General features: G+C 37.2%; 18 protein-coding genes. 3 read left to right on the top strand and 15 right to left on the bottom strand.

The features are described 5' to 3' along the window. Positions 1-110 precede the first annotated feature (110 nt). The 4 genes from recD2 to EVI01_RS07385 form a co-directional block, all read right to left on the bottom strand. Positions 111-2,681, bottom strand: coding sequence for an SF1B family DNA helicase RecD2 (gene recD2, locus EVI01_RS07370; RefSeq protein ID WP_010751881.1), 2,571 nt, complete (start codon positions 2,679-2,681; stop codon positions 111-113). Positions 2,682-2,698: 17 nt separating this feature from the next. Next, entirely contained in the window at positions 2,699-3,355 is a 657-nt protein-coding gene (locus EVI01_RS07375) for a histidine phosphatase family protein (RefSeq protein WP_010751882.1), read from the bottom strand. Between the two features lie 264 nt (positions 3,356-3,619). Beyond that, positions 3,620-4,123: a tRNA (uridine(34)/cytosine(34)/5-carboxymethylaminomethyluridine(34)-2'-O)-methyltransferase TrmL gene (gene trmL, locus EVI01_RS07380; protein WP_010751883.1), complete on the bottom strand. Its 504-nt coding sequence runs from the start codon at positions 4,121-4,123 to the stop codon at positions 3,620-3,622. 221 nt (positions 4,124-4,344) lie between these two features. After that, positions 4,345-5,202 carry a methyltransferase domain-containing protein gene (locus EVI01_RS07385; protein ID WP_010751884.1) on the bottom strand — a complete coding sequence of 286 codons (858 nt, stop codon included), beginning with the start codon at positions 5,200-5,202 and terminating at the stop codon, positions 4,345-4,347. A 127-nt stretch (positions 5,203-5,329) separates the two neighbouring features. On the opposite strand from EVI01_RS07385, the gene EVI01_RS07390 reads away from it, so the two are divergent. Continuing rightward, entirely contained in the window at positions 5,330-5,968 is a 639-nt protein-coding gene (locus tag EVI01_RS07390; RefSeq protein ID WP_010751885.1) for a copper homeostasis protein CutC, read from the top strand. Positions 5,969-6,067: 99 nt separating this feature from the next. Here EVI01_RS07390 and mgtE read toward each other — a convergent pair whose 3' ends face one another. From mgtE to yjbM, 4 genes are read right to left on the bottom strand one after another with little or no spacing between them, the layout of a single operon-like run. Further along, positions 6,068-7,429, bottom strand: a complete 1,362-nt coding sequence (mgtE, locus tag EVI01_RS07395; protein WP_010751886.1) for a magnesium transporter — start codon at positions 7,427-7,429, stop codon at positions 6,068-6,070. Positions 7,430-7,446: 17 nt separating this feature from the next. After that, positions 7,447-8,346, bottom strand: coding sequence for an RluA family pseudouridine synthase (locus tag EVI01_RS07400; RefSeq protein ID WP_010751887.1), 900 nt, complete (start codon positions 8,344-8,346; stop codon positions 7,447-7,449). Between the two features lies 1 nt (position 8,347). Beyond that, positions 8,348-9,145, bottom strand: coding sequence for an NAD kinase (locus EVI01_RS07405; protein ID WP_010751888.1), 798 nt, complete (start codon positions 9,143-9,145; stop codon positions 8,348-8,350). Then, positions 9,123-9,827: a GTP diphosphokinase gene (yjbM, locus tag EVI01_RS07410; protein ID WP_010751889.1), complete on the bottom strand. Its 705-nt coding sequence runs from the start codon at positions 9,825-9,827 to the stop codon at positions 9,123-9,125. Before yjbM ends, EVI01_RS07405 begins: the two co-directional genes overlap by 23 nt. A 130-nt stretch (positions 9,828-9,957) precedes the next feature. On the opposite strand from yjbM, the gene EVI01_RS07415 reads away from it, so the two are divergent. Continuing rightward, positions 9,958-10,533, top strand: coding sequence for a CYTH domain-containing protein (locus EVI01_RS07415; protein ID WP_010751890.1), 576 nt, complete (start codon positions 9,958-9,960; stop codon positions 10,531-10,533). Positions 10,534-10,650: 117 nt separating this feature from the next. Then, the gene (locus EVI01_RS07420) at positions 10,651-11,322 is read left to right on the top strand and encodes a ClpXP adapter SpxH family protein (protein ID WP_010751891.1); all 672 of its coding nucleotides are present in this window, start codon (positions 10,651-10,653) and stop codon (positions 11,320-11,322) included. Positions 11,323-11,467: 145 nt separating this feature from the next. Here the strand turns inward: EVI01_RS07420 and EVI01_RS07425 are convergent, their stop codons facing one another. The 7 genes from EVI01_RS07425 to aroB form a co-directional block, all read right to left on the bottom strand. Then, on the bottom strand, positions 11,468-11,977 hold the full coding sequence (locus EVI01_RS07425) for a type 1 glutamine amidotransferase domain-containing protein (protein WP_010751892.1): 510 nt from the start codon (positions 11,975-11,977) through the stop codon (positions 11,468-11,470). Positions 11,978-12,083: 106 nt separating this feature from the next. Then, positions 12,084-12,926 carry a prephenate dehydratase gene (pheA, locus tag EVI01_RS07430; RefSeq protein ID WP_025480701.1) on the bottom strand — a complete coding sequence of 281 codons (843 nt, stop codon included), beginning with the start codon at positions 12,924-12,926 and terminating at the stop codon, positions 12,084-12,086. Continuing rightward, on the bottom strand, positions 12,901-13,428 hold the full coding sequence (locus tag EVI01_RS07435; protein ID WP_010751894.1) for a shikimate kinase: 528 nt from the start codon (positions 13,426-13,428) through the stop codon (positions 12,901-12,903). The genes pheA and EVI01_RS07435 overlap by 26 nt, the downstream gene beginning before the upstream one ends. Continuing rightward, positions 13,425-14,711: a 3-phosphoshikimate 1-carboxyvinyltransferase gene (aroA, locus tag EVI01_RS07440; RefSeq protein ID WP_010751895.1), complete on the bottom strand. Its 1,287-nt coding sequence runs from the start codon at positions 14,709-14,711 to the stop codon at positions 13,425-13,427. Before aroA ends, EVI01_RS07435 begins: the two co-directional genes overlap by 4 nt. Before the next feature lie 4 nt (positions 14,712-14,715). Next, positions 14,716-15,795: a prephenate dehydrogenase gene (locus tag EVI01_RS07445; protein ID WP_010751896.1), complete on the bottom strand. Its 1,080-nt coding sequence runs from the start codon at positions 15,793-15,795 to the stop codon at positions 14,716-14,718. Positions 15,796-15,807: 12 nt separating this feature from the next. Further along, on the bottom strand, positions 15,808-16,971 hold the full coding sequence (gene aroC, locus EVI01_RS07450; RefSeq protein ID WP_010751897.1) for a chorismate synthase: 1,164 nt from the start codon (positions 16,969-16,971) through the stop codon (positions 15,808-15,810). Next, positions 16,972-18,036, bottom strand: coding sequence for a 3-dehydroquinate synthase (gene aroB, locus EVI01_RS07455; RefSeq protein ID WP_010751898.1), 1,065 nt, complete (start codon positions 18,034-18,036; stop codon positions 16,972-16,974). Positions 18,037-18,038: the final 2 nt, after the last annotated feature.

The raw sequence follows: 18,038 nt of genomic DNA on the forward strand, positions 1-18,038 counted from the left end.
TAAACAGTATTCAAATCAATCGCTATTAAGTGATTCAGTTGCAAAAAGAAAAACCAGTTAGTCAGTTTTTCTTCATAACTGTTGAGATATCTTTTCTATTTCATTTCCACTTATTCCATCCCAATCATCGGATCAAGCCATTGCTTTTCAATTGCTTCGGTGGTCAAAATATAGTTTTTAGACCGTTGCTCAGATGATATCTCTTCCACTGGTTCAGGCGTTTCTTTTTTTATCTCTTCTTCGGCTAACGTGAAGAGATTTTCGTCTTCTTTTTCCGTCAGTTTTTCGACATTTTTCTTTTCATGTTTTTTACTTTCAACCGTTTCCTTTGAATTTATTGTTTCTCCAGCATTGGTATACGTTCCTTCTTCAAAAGGATCATTACCGACAAGAGAATCTTCATAAGCCACTAATTTTGTTCGGGTTGTGAGGCTCATACGATCATTTTCTTCAATGCGTTTTTTCAACGTCGTCATTCGGCTGGCTGACTCATTTACTACACATGTCACATAAGCTTGTTCTTCCCCTAATAAAATCAACAGTTCTTTGCTTCTAGTGACAGCTGTATAAAGAAGATTACGTTGCAACATCCGTTGATATTGGTGAACCATTGGTAAAATAACCATCTTAAACTCACTGCCTTGTGATTTATGAATCGAACAACAATAAGAAAGGGTAATTTTGTTCCATTCATTGCGTTTATAGGTTACTTCATTCGCATCAAATTGAATGACTAACTCATCGACTTTGTCTTCTGAATCTTTGGCCAAAATGATTCCTGTGATTTCACCCATATCACCGTTAAATACGTTTAATTCAGGCGTATTTACTAAGTGTAGCACTTTATCACCAATTCGATAAATCGTCTCATTCCAATGTACTTCTTTTCGCCCAGTTCCACCTGGATTAAAAATCTCTTGCATCATCTTATTTAGTGCATCAATCCCAGCAGGTCCACGATACATGGGTGCTAACACTTGGATATCCTGGGCAGTGAATCCTTTGTTTTTGGCTTTTGACACAATTTTTGCTACTAAAGGTTCAATGTTATAAGCATCACTTTTAAAAAACGAGCGATCTTTTTGATTTTTCGTAAAATCTGCGGGCAAACGTCCCTCTTTGATTTCATGCGCCAATGGAATAATACTAGAACCATCTTCTTGTCGGTATATTTGATTCAATTCGACTTTAGGGATCTGTTCAATTTCAAGTAAATCATGAAGCACTTGACCAGGACCTACAGATGGCAGTTGATCTTTGTCTCCTACTAAAATAACCTGCATATTAGTTGGGATGGCTTTAAATAAGGTATTGGCTAGCCACGTATCAACCATTGACATCTCGTCAATAATCAACAAGCCACCTTCAAGCTCTTTGGTGCTTGCTGTTGGCGCTTTTTCTCGACCGTTTAACCCAAGTAAACGATGAATCGTACTAGCTGGGAGTCCCGTCGTTTCATTCATTCGTTTAGCCGCACGTCCCGTTGGCGCTGCTAGCAATATTGGAAAAATTTCTTGTGTGTATTTATTGGGATCTAATTCTAATCCATTTAATTCTGCAAATAAATGAACAATCCCATTGATTACAGTCGTTTTCCCTGTACCTGGTCCACCAGTTAATATGAATAAAGGTGAACGTATAGCTTCGGCAATTGCTTTTTCTTGTGACTGTCCATATTGAATGCCAAATAATTTTTCGATACGTCGGATATTTTTTTGTATGGCTTTTTCTTCATACTTGATTTCTTTTTTCCGACTGAGCAAACGTTGAATCGAATTGCCAATCCCCCATTCTGAGAAATACAGACTATTTTCATATAAATTCGTTTCTTCTTGTTGAATTTTACCTTCTTCCACCAGTTGAATAATCACTGTTGCTACTTGGTCAGGTTGGATTTCAATTGGACGACTCGTTTCTAATATTTTGATTGTTTGTTGAAGAAGTGTTTCAGCTGGAACATATGTATTCCCAGTTTGGACCGCCTGTTGAAAAATTTGGTGCAAAACGGCCGCACGGATACGTCGTGGAGAATTCGCTTCAATACCTAATTGTTCCGCTAGATTATCCGCTCGTTTAAATCCGATTCCTTCAATGTCTTCCACCAGTTGATAAGGATTTTCCTGAATGATATCTAAAGCTTCATTTTTATACGCTTGATAAATACTGAAGGCTAGCTGACTGCCAAATCCATAACGATTTAACCCCATGATCACTTGATCCATGCCGTGATTTAGACGAATAGTCTCCACGATCATCTCTCTTTTTGTCTGATTTAAGCCAGCAATTTGCTTTAATACCATGGGATCTTCGATGATTTTTTCAATCGCTTCCTCGCCTAACTGTTCGACAATTTTTTCAGCTGTTTTTTTGCCAATTCCAGGAAATTTTTCACTAGAAAGATAACCGACCAATCCATTGACCGTTGTGGGCTTTTCCTGCTCGTAACGTTCTACCTTTAATTGTCTGCCATATTTAGGATGATCAACTAATTCCCCATAAAAACGATAAAGTTCATTTTCTTGAATCTCACCAAAGCTACCAGTAACCACGATCTCTTTTTCACGATACTCAGCGGTAGTCTCACTAATCCGAACTAATAAAACTTTATAAAAATTACTAGGATTTTGAAAAAAGATTGCGGCAACTGTGCCAACAAAATAAGGCATTTCTTCTGGCTGCATAGTGCCGCCTCCTTCGATTATAGTAAGGGTTCAGGTTTTGTTTCTTTTCCTAAAAAGTCAATTTCATTCCAAACTTTGAGTTCATAAGGCAATAAATTCTTAGGTTCTCCTGTTTTTAAGATGGTTAGACTACTATTATATAATCCACCCATTTCTCTTAGTTGACTTAACTCTTTTCCGATCATCCATTGGATCGCAGCAGTCAAAGCCGCTCCGTGTCCAACAAAAAGAATAGGTCCTTCATGTAAAACGACTGCATCAGCTACAACAGTTTCAATACGTGTAATGGCACTTTCGATCCTTTCTCCATTAAAAGGAGTGGGATCATAACGATCTAAGTGATTGCGTAAATTAGGTAAATTCTCAGGATATTGCTTATACATTTCATCAATCAACTGTCCTTCTAATTCGCCTAATCCTAATTCTCTTAATTTATCGGTATAAATAATTTCTACTGACTGCGCTAATTCTTTGTTTATGCCTTCTGCTGTATCTCGAGCACGTTTAGCCGGACTTGAATAAATAGCTTCAAATGGCACATATTTCACTTTTTTACCAAAAGCTTTGATTTCATCATAACTTTCCGGTAAAAGCGGAGAATCTCCATTACTTCCTTGAAAGCGGCGTTCAAGATTCCATTGCGTTTTTCCATGACGTGTAAAATATAATTCCATTTGCATCGAACTCCTTATATGTTCGTAAAACGATTATGTTCATTATTTTATTCGAGTTATTCCCTAAAGACAAAGAACTCGTTCATAAAAAGCAAGAATATTTTCACTTATGCTTGAATCAGAGAACTTGCAAAATAGCCTTTTTTTTAAACGGCATTTTTCAAGTTGATTCTTCGGCATTAACTCCCAACAATGCAAAACATGGAATGCTGTTTTCCTTTGTTGCTCCTTAATGCTTGAATCAGGGCACTTGTAAAATAGCCTCTAGTCTAGCTTATCATTTTCATAATGATGTGTTAATTCTAAATTTGGAAAACCTTGTTGGCGTAGGGCTTCATAGACAATCATAGCTGCTGTATTTGATAAGTTCAATGATCGAACATGTTCATCATTCATTGGGATTCTTAAACATTTCTCTTCATTTTTTCGCATAAATTCTTCTGGTAGTCCTGTGGTCTCTTTGCCGAATAAAAAGAAGTGATCTTCACCGTCCGCAAAATTTTCGTCACTATAAACTTTATGGGCAAATTTTGAAATTAAATGAAGGTTACGATCTCCTAAATAAGATAAAAAGGTCTCTAAATTTTTATGATAAGTAATATTTACATCATTCCAGTAATCTAGCCCTGCCCGTTTCAACTGTTTATCATCCGTTGAAAATCCTAGTGGCTCAATCAGGTGAAGGGGCGTATTCGTAGCGGCACATGTTCGAGCAATATTTCCAGTATTCGCTGGGATTAACGGTTCAAATAAAACGATATGGTTCATATGGCACAATCCTCTCATCTATATGTTAACTATCTAATCGTAAATTTTGCATAAAAAAAAACGTATCAACTCGGTGTCAGTCACTGCGAGTCGTTACGTTAGTGAAGCTCTTCTCACTAACTTTTATCAGAACAGGAACCTGATAAAAACCAATGAAAAAACAACTTGTCGTTACTATATCATCAACAAACTCTTTTTGCAACCTTTGGTCAAGAATAATTTTATTGCAATCGTTTTCTCTTATTTCCTTTTAATAATTCTACGTCAATTGTAATCTTTTTCACAGGGTTCTTGTATAGTTGTTCTTTTATTTCTTTACTTACTTGCCATTCTAAAGGTGACATCGCTAAGAGATCTTGTTGATTTTTTTCGGGGATTTCAAATTCATAAGTCACACGTTGACGTTGTATTAATTCTAAGGATTCAGCAAATTTAGCCACCACACGTTTATTTGAGTATTGCTGCTTTGCTGGTTGATCAGGATAAAAAGCTTGTCGTAATTCTTTTAAATATCCTTCTTGTGGTACGATTTTTAAGACTTCACCATCGTCAGTTAGTACGCGTTGAAATTCCTTGTATTGTGATGGAGAAAAAATATTTAGGATATGTGTAAATTTTTGATCGCCAAAGGGAAGGTTAGTTAAATCTGCGACACACCAAAACGCGTCGACTGGATGAGCTGTAGCTGCATATACGCCTTCTTTAGAAATATCAAAGCCAATAGCTTTTTTTAATGGTTGACGTTTGATAAGTTCAGTTAAGAAACTACCTTCGCCACAGCCAACATCTAATACTTCTGAGTCTAAAGATAATTGTTGTGCTAACAATTCAATCACTGGTTGATACATCCCCGATTGAATCATGCGACGTCTGGGACCAAACATGCTTTGATCATACTCTGTTTTTATGCCGTGGTTTAAAAAATAAAGCGTGCCTTTTTTGGATAAGTCAAAATGATGATTATTCTGACACACCAAACCATTTTCAGTTAACACTACATTTGTATGACAAATCGGACAACGGAACATGTCCTTATTTTTTTGTAGAAATTGGCGTCCTTGATCAATTTTTTTTAACATTTTTTTGCTCATTTCTCATTTTAATCATTCATTACTCTTTCATCTTAACGTTAGAACAAAACTTTAGCAACTACAAAAAATATGTTACAATTTTCTGGAAGAAGGCGAATGATAAAGGAGCAAACAAATGATCAAAGAATTTTGTGCAGAAAATTACACTTCTATCCCTTTAGCCATTGCTAAAGGAGCAAATCGTATTGAATTATGCGATAACTTAGCTGTTGGTGGTACAACTCCTAGCACAGGTGTGATTGAAGAAACTTTAAGTTATGCTAATGAAAAAGAAATACCTGTAATGACTATTATTCGGCCAAGAGGTGGCGACTTTGTCTACAATGATATTGAACTAAAAATCATGCATACCGATCTGATTGAAGCGAAAAAACTAGGCACAGATGGTGTGGTTATCGGTTGTTTAACCCCTTCTGGTTGGATTGATGAGGAAGCAATGGAATTATTGATTGAGACAGCCGAAGGATTACAAATCACTTTCCATATGGCATTTGATCAGATTCCTAAAGAACGTCAATTTGAAGCCATTGATTGGCTGGCTGATCATGGTGTAGACCGTATCTTAACACATGGTGGAGAGGCAAATGAACCAATCGAAACCCATTTTGAACAATTAAAAAAATTGATTGATTATGCGGATGGTCGTTTGATTATCCTGCCTGGCGGAAAGATTGATCACCAAAATGCAGAATTCGTCGCAGAAAAACTAGGAATCAATGAAGTTCACGGCACAAAAATTGTTCCATTGGATTAAATGAATTTAAAAATAAAAAACGTAAGCAGCAAAGAAAAAAATTTGCTACTTACGTTTTTTACTCGTTTGATAATTATTTATAGCTTTTCAAAAAATGACTTACATAAAATATCCCATAAATAATGAGGCAATATTAAAATAGATCAATACACTAGTCAAATCACTTAAAGTTGTGATAAACGGACCACTGGCTACCGCCGGATCAAACCCTAGGCGATCCATCAACATAGGGATCAAACTTCCCGCTAAATTGGCTACAGTAATGGCAAACAACATGGCAATACCAATGACAAAACCAAGGATGAAATTATGCTTCCAAATCCCTACAATTAAAAAAATGGTCAAACCTGTCACTGCTCCTGTTACTAACCCGGTTAATACTTCTGCTAAAATTAAGCGTAAAAATCCCGCATTTTTATCGTCAGAAACTGCTAAGCGTCGGACAGCAACCGCCAAAGATTGTGTTCCTGCATTTCCTGCAGTACCAGTAATTAGTGAAATGAATACAGCTAAGATACTTGCTTCGCTCACTAATTCTTCATAGTGACTAATAAGAGAGGCGGTAGACATGCCTAAAAATAAAAGTGTGATCAACCAAGGCAAACGTCTAGCTGCTGATTTTACTGGGTTCTCATCAATTTCTTCGACATTGACCCCAGCTAAACCAGAATAGTCACTAGCAGCTTCATCATCAATTACATCGATAATATCATCAACTGTCACAATCCCTAGTAAATGATCATCATAATCGGTCACTGGCAATGCTAGAAAGTCATAGTCTCGAAAAGTTTGAGCAACGTCTTCTTGATCATCGCCGACATGGACAGATAAGACGCGTTCACTCATTATATCAGAAATCATCGTATCATCATCATTGATAATCAAATCACGTAAAGAAATGACCCCAACCAATTGTCCTTCTTGATTCACCACATAAATATAGTAAATCGTTTCTGCTACATCTGCTTCATTTTTCAGCACATACATAGCTGAGCGAACAGTTTGATTGGCTACAATTGATACAAATTCAGTCGTCATGATGGCGCCAGCTGTTTCATCTTCATAATGCAATAATTCTTTGATTTCACTGGCATCATCTGTCGTCATCAAACTTAAATATTTTGCTACTTGTTTTTTGTCTAAGGTATTCAGTAAATCTACCGCATTATCGGTATACATCTCTGAAAGCATTTCTGCCGCATAACTAGGACGCATTTCAGCTAAATACTCTTTCATATGCTCGTTATCTTCTTCGATAACATCAAACATATCTGCTAATTCTTTAGGAGATAAATAGGCATAGATCAGTTGACGATCTTCTTCATTAAGAGATTGATAAAACTGCCCTTGTTCATAAATATGCATTTCCAAGAAGCTATTTCTAAATTCTTGAATATTATTTTCCCTTAAATCCCATAATAGCTGAGCAAATCGTTCCTCTAGTTCTTGATTTTCATCCAAACCAATCTCACCTCATCCTAATCTTCAAAATGCTGGAGAACAGTCGCCATATCCGTTGCCAAAGGTTGTTTAAATTCTAGTAATTCTTGTGTAAATGGATGGTAGAAACGAAGATCATAGCAATGCAATGCTTGCCTAGTTATGCCAAGATCCATCCGACCACCGTATATGTCATCACCCAAAAGCGCACAACCAATCTCCGAAAAATGGACTCTGATTTGATGGGTTCTTCCCGTATGTAACTGGATATCCACCAACGCCACTTCATCCGTTCGCTTTTCTAACCAATATTCTGTTTGTGCACTTCGACCAGATGGTGAAACCATTCGTTTTAATAAAGAGGAAACATCCCTGGCAATTGGTAAATCAATCCAACCATGGGGCATTAATTTAGTTAGCTCCCCACTGACAAGCGCTTGGTATTTCTTAACGAATTTCTTTTCTCGCAACTGTACATCTAATTTTGCATGAGCAAATCCATGTTTCGCAAACAACATCAATCCCGATGTATCTCGGTCTAATCTTGTGACAACATGAATGACTTGATTTTCATAACCTTGTTGTTTGTAATAAGCTTTCACTCGATTAGCCATCGTTTGATTTGGATGATACTGCGCAGGAATAGAAGAAACTCCTGCTGGTTTATTCACCACTAAAAGGTGCGCATCTTCATAAACAATATCAATTGGCGTGTCATCTAAAAGAACCGACTCATGTTCTCCTTCTGCAGGAATCACAATGGTTACCTTATCATTACACGTGAGAGAAAACAAGACATTTTCAGTTTTACCATTCACCTTGATTTCTCCACCTTGAAATTTTATTTTAGCTAATAACCCTTTAGAAATACCTTTTTCTTTTAAGAAATATTTTACTTGTTGCGGATAATCTTTCTCATAGTTCCAAACAAATTCCATGTTACCCCTCACCAATAAAGGAATCTTTTACACGATGCCAAAAATGCATATGACGATAAGAAGCGAAATGAATTCGCTCTTTGGCAATTCGATAATAGATGGAGCGAATATTTGTTTCAGCAATATCCAGTTGATCAACGGTAATAAGATAATCCTCTGTATTTTCTAATTTGATTTCGACCCATTCATCTTGTGCGATAACCATGGGCGAGCCTAATGTACGAAAGACTCGATTATTTAATGAAGCAATTTCTGCTAATTGAAAGGCATTGATACTAGGATGGATCACTGCCCCGCCGACACTTTTATTATAAGCCGTAGAACCTGTTGGCGTAGATACAGCTAAGCCATCACCTCTAAAGCTTTCAAATAATTCATCTTTAATATAAACATCTGCTACCATCGTACGATTTGAGCGTTTAATCGTTGATTCATTTAAAGCAAAAAAATGTTTTTCTGGCTGATTATTTAAATAACTAATCCGCACATCTAATAAAGGGTAACTAACACTCTGTTCACGATTTGTTTGCAAACTAGCGACCAATTCTTCTAATTCATAGTCTCGCCAATCGGTATAAAAACCTAAATGTCCAGTATGAACACCTAGAAAACGAACGTCATTTAACAAATGGCTATATCGATGAAAAGCAGATAGCAAGGTGCCATCACCACCTACAGATATGACCAATTCTGGTTGCTGTTCGTCAATTTGAATATTCGCTTGTGCCAAAAGATTTTTCAATCGTTTTGTCACTTGCAATGTTTTACTTTCTTGGTTATGGACGATCGCTACTTTCATCAGCGGACTCCTCTTCCTTTTTTTCTCGATTTAATATGGTTCGATAATACACATCATCACGTTTCCCTCTTCCATGGGAAAATAAACGTTGGGCTTCTTGAATCTCTTCTCGGATATTAGACATTTCCTCATCTAACTGATAAGCGGCTTCTGCTGCACGTTGTAGTCTTTCACTCATTTCTTCTGGAAATACTCCTTGGTATTTGTAATTCAATGAGTGCTCAATCGTTGCCCAAAAATTCATCGCTAATGTGCGAATTTGAATTTCAGCTAAAATTTTCTTTTCGCCACTAATTAACTGAACAGGATATTCAATCACTAAATGATATGAACGGTAGCCACTTGCTTTCTTATTCGTAATATAATCTCTTTCTTGAATCACTTTCATATCTTTTCTTTTACGAATGATATCCACCACCTGATGAATATCTTCAACGAATTGACACATGATTCTAAGTCCAGCAATATCAGACATTTCTTCTTCTAAACGCCCCATCGGAATATGGCGTAATTGTGATTTTGTGATGATACTATCGACCGGTTTCACTCGCCCAGTGACAAATTCAATCGGGACATGGCGATTTTGTTCTCTGAATTGCTTTCTTATGCCACGTAATTTTACTTTTAATTCTGATACAGTTTGTTCATATGGTGCTAAAAATTCTTCCCAATCTCGTTCCATAGCTGATCCCTCTACTTTATTAGCATTCTTTTTTATTTTAACATATAAATGTCGTTTTTTCGTACCTCTCAACTTTTTGTGTTGACCAAAAGAGAAAATTTAGGCAAAATGAATAAAAGGAGCGATACCTATGTCTGAAATGTTAGAAATCGAATATAAGTCCATGCTGACACAAAAAGAATACGCACAATTGATTCAACATTACCAATTAAAAGCAACTGATTTTACAGTTCAAACGAATGTTTATTTTGATACAACTGATGCACAATTAGCCAAAAAAAAGTGTGGGTTACGTATCCGACTGCTTGAAACTCATGCAGAATATACCTTAAAATCTCCCACAAAAAAAGGCAAGCTTGAAACAACGGACATTCTGAAAAAAGAGGAAGCTATTTCCTTCATTGAACACCAAAAATTACCATTAAACGGTGTGGTCTTTCAAAAACTAGCGGAGCTAAATATTCAGTCAGAAAAGTTGCACGCTATAGGTGAATTAACGACTAAACGTGCAGAGTTTCACATTAAAGAGGGTTTATTGGCTATTGATGAAAGCTTTGGAAAACAATTGCATGACTTTGAATTAGAATTAGAAGTAACTGATCCAATAGTTGGCAAAGCTGATTTTTTAGCATTTTTAAAGAGCTTTTTTCTTCCCTATCGTCCTGCTAAAAATAAAATTCAGCGGATGATCGAAGCGAAAGATTAAAGTTCTATCATTTTCACAAGGCACTTAAGTTCATTTTTTTTCACTTTTCTGTTAAGTTATACGTTGTGAATAAAAGAATTCACGAGTTGTATAGAATCTATTTTGGGGGAGATTCATATGATCGAAATCTATCTATTTGTTAATCCTTTGGGGAAAAGTTGTTTTAAACTCGAGCAACAATTATTACAATTTATCGAAGAAGAGTACGGAGAATCATCACAAGAAAAAATGCAGTTTCGTTTCCTTCCTTTAGTTAACTTGCAGACAATCGGGGATGTCATGCAACGCAACGGGATATCTAAAAAAGATCTAGCTGCGCGTAATCACTTATTTTCAACCACTTATTCTGCTGCACTAGACTGCAAAGCTGCCCAGTTTCAAGGAAAGAAAAAAGGGCGGCAATTTTTAATTAAGTTACAAGAAGCTGTGGGATGTCATCAAATACCTTATTCTCCAGCACTTGCAGAAAATCTTTTTGCAGAAGTCGGCGGTGATATTTCGATGTTCAAAGAAGACCGTCAATCAGAATTTGTCAAAGAAGTCTTTTTCTCTGATCAAAAAATTGCACGAGAAATGGGCATTACCAAGCATCCCTCTGCAGTAGTATATAACTATTCCTGCGAACATGACTTTGGTGTTTTAGTCGAAGGCACAAATACAGTCAGAAAAATAAAAGAACTTTGTAAAACAAAAAATGATTCGTATCAAGTTTTTGATGGTGAACATTTACATACAAATGATTCTCGTTTAGAACCAGGAAATAGTCATTTATATTTACTCTCTAATTAATGAAATTTTGATTGACTAATTGGAAAGTAATTCAAAAAAATAGCAATAATTAATCAGCAAAAAAGTAGCGACTCATGTTTTCACTTTATACATGAGTCGCTACTTTTTAGTTTATCTATCTTTTAGTTTAGCGAAGTCCTTTTTGTTAAGCTAAAGCTTCGACAATCGCTTGATTAAAATCAGGCAGATCGTCAGGATTTCGGCTAGTAATCAATGCTTGATCAACGACTACTGATTCGTCTTTCACATTTGCTCCCGCATAACCAATATCTGGACGTACCGTATCATAAGCGGTCATTGTTCGTCCCTTAGTCAATCCTGTTTGAATAAATAATTGTGGGCCGTGGCAGATAGCAAATAACGGTTGATTATTTTTTAAAAAGTAAGAAACAAAATCAACGAAACGTTGATCTGCTCGTAATTGATCTGGTGAAAAACCACCTGGGATCAAAAGCGCATCGAAATCTTCAGGAGAAACATCCGCAATACTTTTTTCAACCTTGAATTCTGTGCCTTTTTTTCCTTTGATTGTTTGATTTGCTTCAAAACCAATCAACGTGACTGTATGTCCAGCTTTTTCCAGAGCTTCCTTTGGTGAAGATAATTCAACATCTTCCACTAAATCAGTGACGATTGTTGCAACTTTTTTTGCCATTTTTTCTCTTCCTTTCTTATCGCTTAATTTAAGCCTAAAGGAATTCAACAAAGTGTGCAAATCATCTGTTTGTGCGCTTTTTGTTTATTATTTTTTATCCGTACGATTAGATACTGGTATGATACACAGGATAACAACCCATCAAATGGGTGGAAAATGACTTTTCATTTAATGCCTGAATGATCTTTGTTAGTTTGTTTTCTTCTTTTTCAATAGCCACATCAATGACGAAAAAGTACTCCCCTAAATGCGTTTTTTGCGGTCTAGATTCTATCTTAGTTAGATTTAATTGTTGTTCGGCAAAAAACGATAACACTTGATACAACGCACCTGGTTTATTTTCTGGTAAATCAATAAATAACGTAGCTTTGTAGCCTGTTACTTTCAAGGTTGCATCTATTGATGTGTCTCCTAACAACCAAAAACGGGTTTCATTTGTCGAAACCATCTGGATGTCCTTTTGTACGATCACTAAGCCAAATTCCTCCGCAGCTTCTTTAGAACCGATAGCTGCTATACATTGTTCAGGGTGCATAGCTACTTGTTGCGCCCCTTGAGCAGTCGAACCATGTTGTTCAATCTCGACTTTGGGAAAATGCGTACGTAAAAAAAGTTGGGATTGTGCCAATGCCTGTGGGTGACTACAAATCTTCGTCAGCTTTTTCCAGTCGTCCTTATGTGACGGATGAACCATTAATTGTTGACGAATTGGTAACACCACTTCTCCTTGAATGGATGGTAGCGTCTCATAAACATGGTCAAGCGTAGGAAGAACAGATCCTTCAATCGTATTTTCAATGGGAACCATCGCATACATAATTTCTTGATTTCGTTGTGCATCAATTAACTCAATCAGTGATTGATAAGGAAGAAATTCTCCTTTTCGAAAATAATTTTTTACCGCACTGTACGTAAATGAACCTTTAGGACCTAGATAACCGATTTTCATCATATTCAACCCGCTTTATGATTTCTGTAATAATTTTTTCTGGTATTTTTTGTGAAGTATCAATCGTAATAGTTGCCAACTGTTCATATAAATTCCCACGTTCTACTATCATTTTTTTTAGTTCTAAATCATTGTTTTTTAAAGCAAGAGGTCGAATATTTTTTTGATCTTGGCGTATCCGTTCAATCAAAATATCTGCTTCTGCTTTTAAATAGACGGTACATTGGTCTTTTAGCAATAATTGGTTTTCTTTTGATAAGATAGCCCCTCCACCTGTAGCAATAATCGCATCTTTTTGTAAAACTTCTTTTAAAAGCGTTGCTTCATGTAGGCGAAAGGCACTTTCTCCAAAAGTGGCAAAGTAAGAGTCAATAGGACAGCCTAAACGTTTGACTAACTGATCATCCATATCAATCATCGATTTCCCAAGTTTGCTTGCTAGTTTTTTACCGACCGTTGTTTTTCCCGCACCCATAAAACCAATCAAAACAATGGGGTTCATGCAGGTTCCTCCTTAATTAATTTCGCTAGATCAGAGAAAAAATCAGGATAAGAAATATTTACAGCTTCTGGGTTAATCAATTCAACTGGCTCATCTGTCAACAAAGCAGCAATTTGAAGCATCATCCCAATTCTGTGATCACCGTGGCTGTTAACTTTTGCGCCATGTAATGTTGTTGGTCCATGAATAATCAACCCATCTTCTGTTGGTTCAATTTTTGCGCCCATTTTTGTTAATTCTTCAGCCGTTGCATCAATTCGATTGGTTTCTTTCACTTTTAATTCTTGTGCATCACGAATAATTGTTGTCCCAGAAGCTTGAGTAGCAGCCAATGCAATGATGGGTAATTCGTCAATCAATCTTGGGATAATTTCGCCTTGAATTTCACAACCAGTTAATGCAGCCGAACGTACAACCAAATCAGCCGCTTGATTTTTTTGATCGATCCGTTTTGTTTCAATCATTGCTCCCATTTGCGCCAAAATATCAAGGATACCTGTACGAGTAGGATTGATACCAACTTGTTCTAGCAACACCTCACTATTTGGTAAAATAGTTGCTGCGACTAAATAAAACGCAGCTGAAGAAATATCGCCAGGAACCGTGACTTCTTGACCAATTAAGTTTTGAGGTCCTTCTAATATGATCTCTTTGCCTGTTACTTTAATCTTACCGCCAAATTGGTTGATCATTTCTTCCGTATGATTTCTTGATTTTTCTTTTTCGATAATGGTTGTTTTTCCGTGTGCTTGTAAAGCAGCAAAAAGAATCGCTGATTTTACTTGCGCACTAGCAATCGGCATGGCATATTCAATGCCCTGTAACATTTCCCCTGTCACTCGAAGTGGTGGCAAATCAGCATGCTCGATTCCATGTAACTCTGCTCCCATCTCCCGCAACGGTTGCATCACACGTTGCATTGGTCGGCGGTTTAAAGAAGCATCTCCAGCAATCTCAGAAGTAAACGGTCGTCCAGCCAAAATTCCTAATGCTAAACGCATGGTGGTACCAGAATTGCCCGCATTTAATCGGCCACTTGGAGCAGTTAAACCTTCAAATCCTTTTCCTTCAATTATTATTTGTTCGTTTTCTTCTGTAATCCTTACTCCCAGTTGTTTAAACACCTCTATTGTACTTAAACAATCTTCTGCTTTTAAAAAATTTTTAACGATTGTTTTCCCATGACTGATCGCACCAAACATAATGCTACGGTGAGAAATCGATTTATCCGCAGGGATCACCACTTTACCGTTGATTCCATGTTTTGTTGTCAATAATCGCATTGCTTCAACTCCTTATCCAACAATGAAAATTTTCAGCTTCAATAAGTGTCTTTCCTTTTAATAAATCACTTTGATTTTTAAAAGATAATTCCAATACGCCAAAGATATCTTCTCTCGTTTCTTGGATGTTTAAATTGATGATAGAGATATTTGCTTGGCTTAATGCTGTCGTCACTTTGGCGACTGCGCCAGAGATATCAGGGATATCCACATATAAATCATAAAAAGCCGGAATTGTTCCTTGTTTTTTATGCGGAAGTTGATCCCGTGTTTGTTTTGCCTGAGTGAAAAACTGATGGATTGCTTGTTGGTTTTTATTCGTTAGTTCTTGCTTCAAGTTCTCCATCGCTACTTGCCAATCTGTTAGTAGCTTTAACACGATTTCTTGATTGGTTATTAAAATATCCGTCCACATGTTTGGATCCGAAGAAGCAATCCGTGTAATGTCACGAAATCCACCAGCAGCTAGTTGAGAAGCACGAGGATATTTTTGATTTAAGTTCTCACTTGCTTGCACTAAAGCAGCAGCAACGACATGAGGGAGGTGACTTAATACACCGACGATTTCATCATGGCTTTTTGCGTCTAAATGAACGAACTTCGCTCGTGTTGGTTGTAAAAGAGACATTAATTCTTCCATACGATCACTTTGACAGTCATTCGTTAAGATATAATAGGCTTCTTCAAATAAATAAGGATTTCCTGCTTTTACGCCTGATTTATGAGAGCCAGCCATGGGATGTCCTCCGATAAAATCAAATGGCAAAGTTCGTGCAAGCTCCATGATGGTCACTTTGGTACTGCCGGTATCACTCACTAGTACTGTCTTTTTTAGTGAAAGTCTAGCTAGTTGCTTGAGGTATTCTAAACTGGCTTGTATCGGAACTGCCAGTAAAATAACATCCATTTGACTAGCTGCTTCTATTCCTGTAACGACATGATCAACTACTTGTGTTTCTTTTGCTATTCTTCTGGTTTCTTCTGAATGATCCCAACCATATAGTGTCAGTGATGACCCTTTGATTGCTCGGCATAAAGAAGCACCAATCAGACCCAACCCTATGACAAATACCTTTTTCTCCATCATTACCTCCGTTTAAAATTCTTGAATCATTTTACGGTGATTCTCAACAGCCTTTTTCAATTCTTGCATATTGTCTGCTGGAAAATGATCAAGAATCTCCATAGCAATCGTTGTTGCAATGACGTGTTCTGCCACAACTGAAGCGGCAGGAACAGCTGTACTATCTGAGCGTTCTACACTGGCTTTATAAGGTTCTTTGGTGTCAATATTTACACTCATCAACGGTTTGTATAAAGTAGGAATAGGTTTCATTACTCCTCGCACAATGATTTGTTCGCCATTTGTCATGCCTCCTTCAAAACCGCCTAAATGATTCGTCGTTCTTCGGTAACCACTCTTTTCCCAAACGATTTCATCCATCACTTTTGATCCAGGAAGAGAAGCTGCTTCAAATCCGATCCCAAATTCTACTCCTTTAAATGCATTGATACTTAGCATGGCTTGAGCTAATTTCCCATCTAATTTTTTGTCCCATTGAACATAACTACCTAAACCAGCAGGCACATTTTCCACTCGTACTTCCACCACTCCACCTAAAGTGTCTCCTGCTTTTTTGGTCGTATCGATTAACTCTTTTACTTGCTCTTCCACTGTTAAATCCACCATATTTACTTCTGACATTGCCGTTTTTTGTTTGATTTCAGCGACTGGTAAGACCATTGGAACCATGGCCTTGATTCCACCAAGTATAGCAACATGACTGGCAATCTCGATATCTAACGCTGCTAAAATTTGTTTAGCTAGTGCGCCGATCGCCACCCGCATCGTAGTCTCTCTTGCGGAAGATCGCTCTAACACATTTCTTAGATCATGATGTTGATATTTCATACCACCAACCAAATCAGCATGTCCTGGACGTGGTTTTGCCACACGTCGCAAATTTTCGTCTTTTTCAGAAACAGGAGTGACCGACATTACTGTTTGCCAGTTTTTCCAATCCTTGTTTTCTACCGTCATCGTAAGAGGCGACCCTAATGTTTTCCCATGCCGTAATCCAGAAGTGATTTCCACTTGGTCTTTTTCAATTTTCATACGACCACCACGACCGTAGCCGCCTTGTCGTCTGGCCAATTCTTGATTGATTTGTTCAATGGAGACTGTTAAACCAGCTGGAACACCTTCAATAATCGCTGTAAGTTTTGGCCCGTGTGATTCTCCTGCAGTTAAGTAGCGCATTTACTCACCTTCTTCTAAATAATTTTTGATTGCTTTCATTGGGATAGATTGGATTTTTCCTTTGCCAATTTTTTCCAACAAAATAATTTTCAAATTTTTTCCTCTTGCTTTTTTATCATGGGTAATTGCTTGAAACAACGCTTGTTCATTCCATGGCTTGTAGGAAACAGGCAAATGATACTTTTGATTCATCGCAATAAGTTGTGCCGTAACTCCATCAGGCATTTCTTTTCTTTTTTCAGCAGTTCGACTGATTTGAACCATCCCAATAGCCACCGCTTCTCCATGACTAATTTGTCCATATCCTGCAGTATTTTCAATGGCATGACCAATCGTATGACCAAAATTAAGCAACAAACGGTTTCCTTGATCAAATGGATCTTCTTCCACCACTTCTTTCTTCACTCGCAAAGCTTTTTCAATCACTGTTTCACTATGAGCCAATAAATCTTCGATCCCAGAAAATTGAGTGAGATCATTCCATAAACTTTCATCTTTAATCGCTGCGCATTTGATGATTTCAGCGATCCCCTCTTGGATCCTATTTTCCGGTAAAGTATTCAGTGTTTCTGGATCAATCAGTACTCCATCTGGCTGGGCAAATGTCCCAATCATATTTTTGGCTTTTGGTGCATTGACCGCTGTTTTACCACCTATACTAGAATCAACTTGTGCGAGTAACGACGTTGGTATTTGTACAAAAGCAATCCCGCGCATATAAGTTGATGCCACAAAACCAGCCAAGTCACCTACTACCCCACCACCTAAAGCAATGATGCCATCGCTTCTCGTGAACTGCTCGCTTGCTAGAAAATCATATAACTTTGTGGCCATTTCAAGTGATTTATTTTTTTCACCTGCTGGTAGAACATATGTCGTCACTTCATAACGTTCTTTCAGTTGCTGTTTTATTTTTTCTCCATAAAGTGGGAAAACATTTTCATCACTGATGATCGCAATTTTTTTATCTTTCCATAGGCGTTCAAGCCAATTCGCTACTTGATTTAGCGATTGCCGTTCAATAACAATTTCATAGCTTTTTTCTGGCAAGATAACTTCTAACATAA

It is taken from the genome of Enterococcus villorum, from assembly GCF_007990225.1.
GTDB classification, from domain to species: Bacteria; Bacillota; Bacilli; order Lactobacillales; family Enterococcaceae; genus Enterococcus_B; species Enterococcus_B villorum.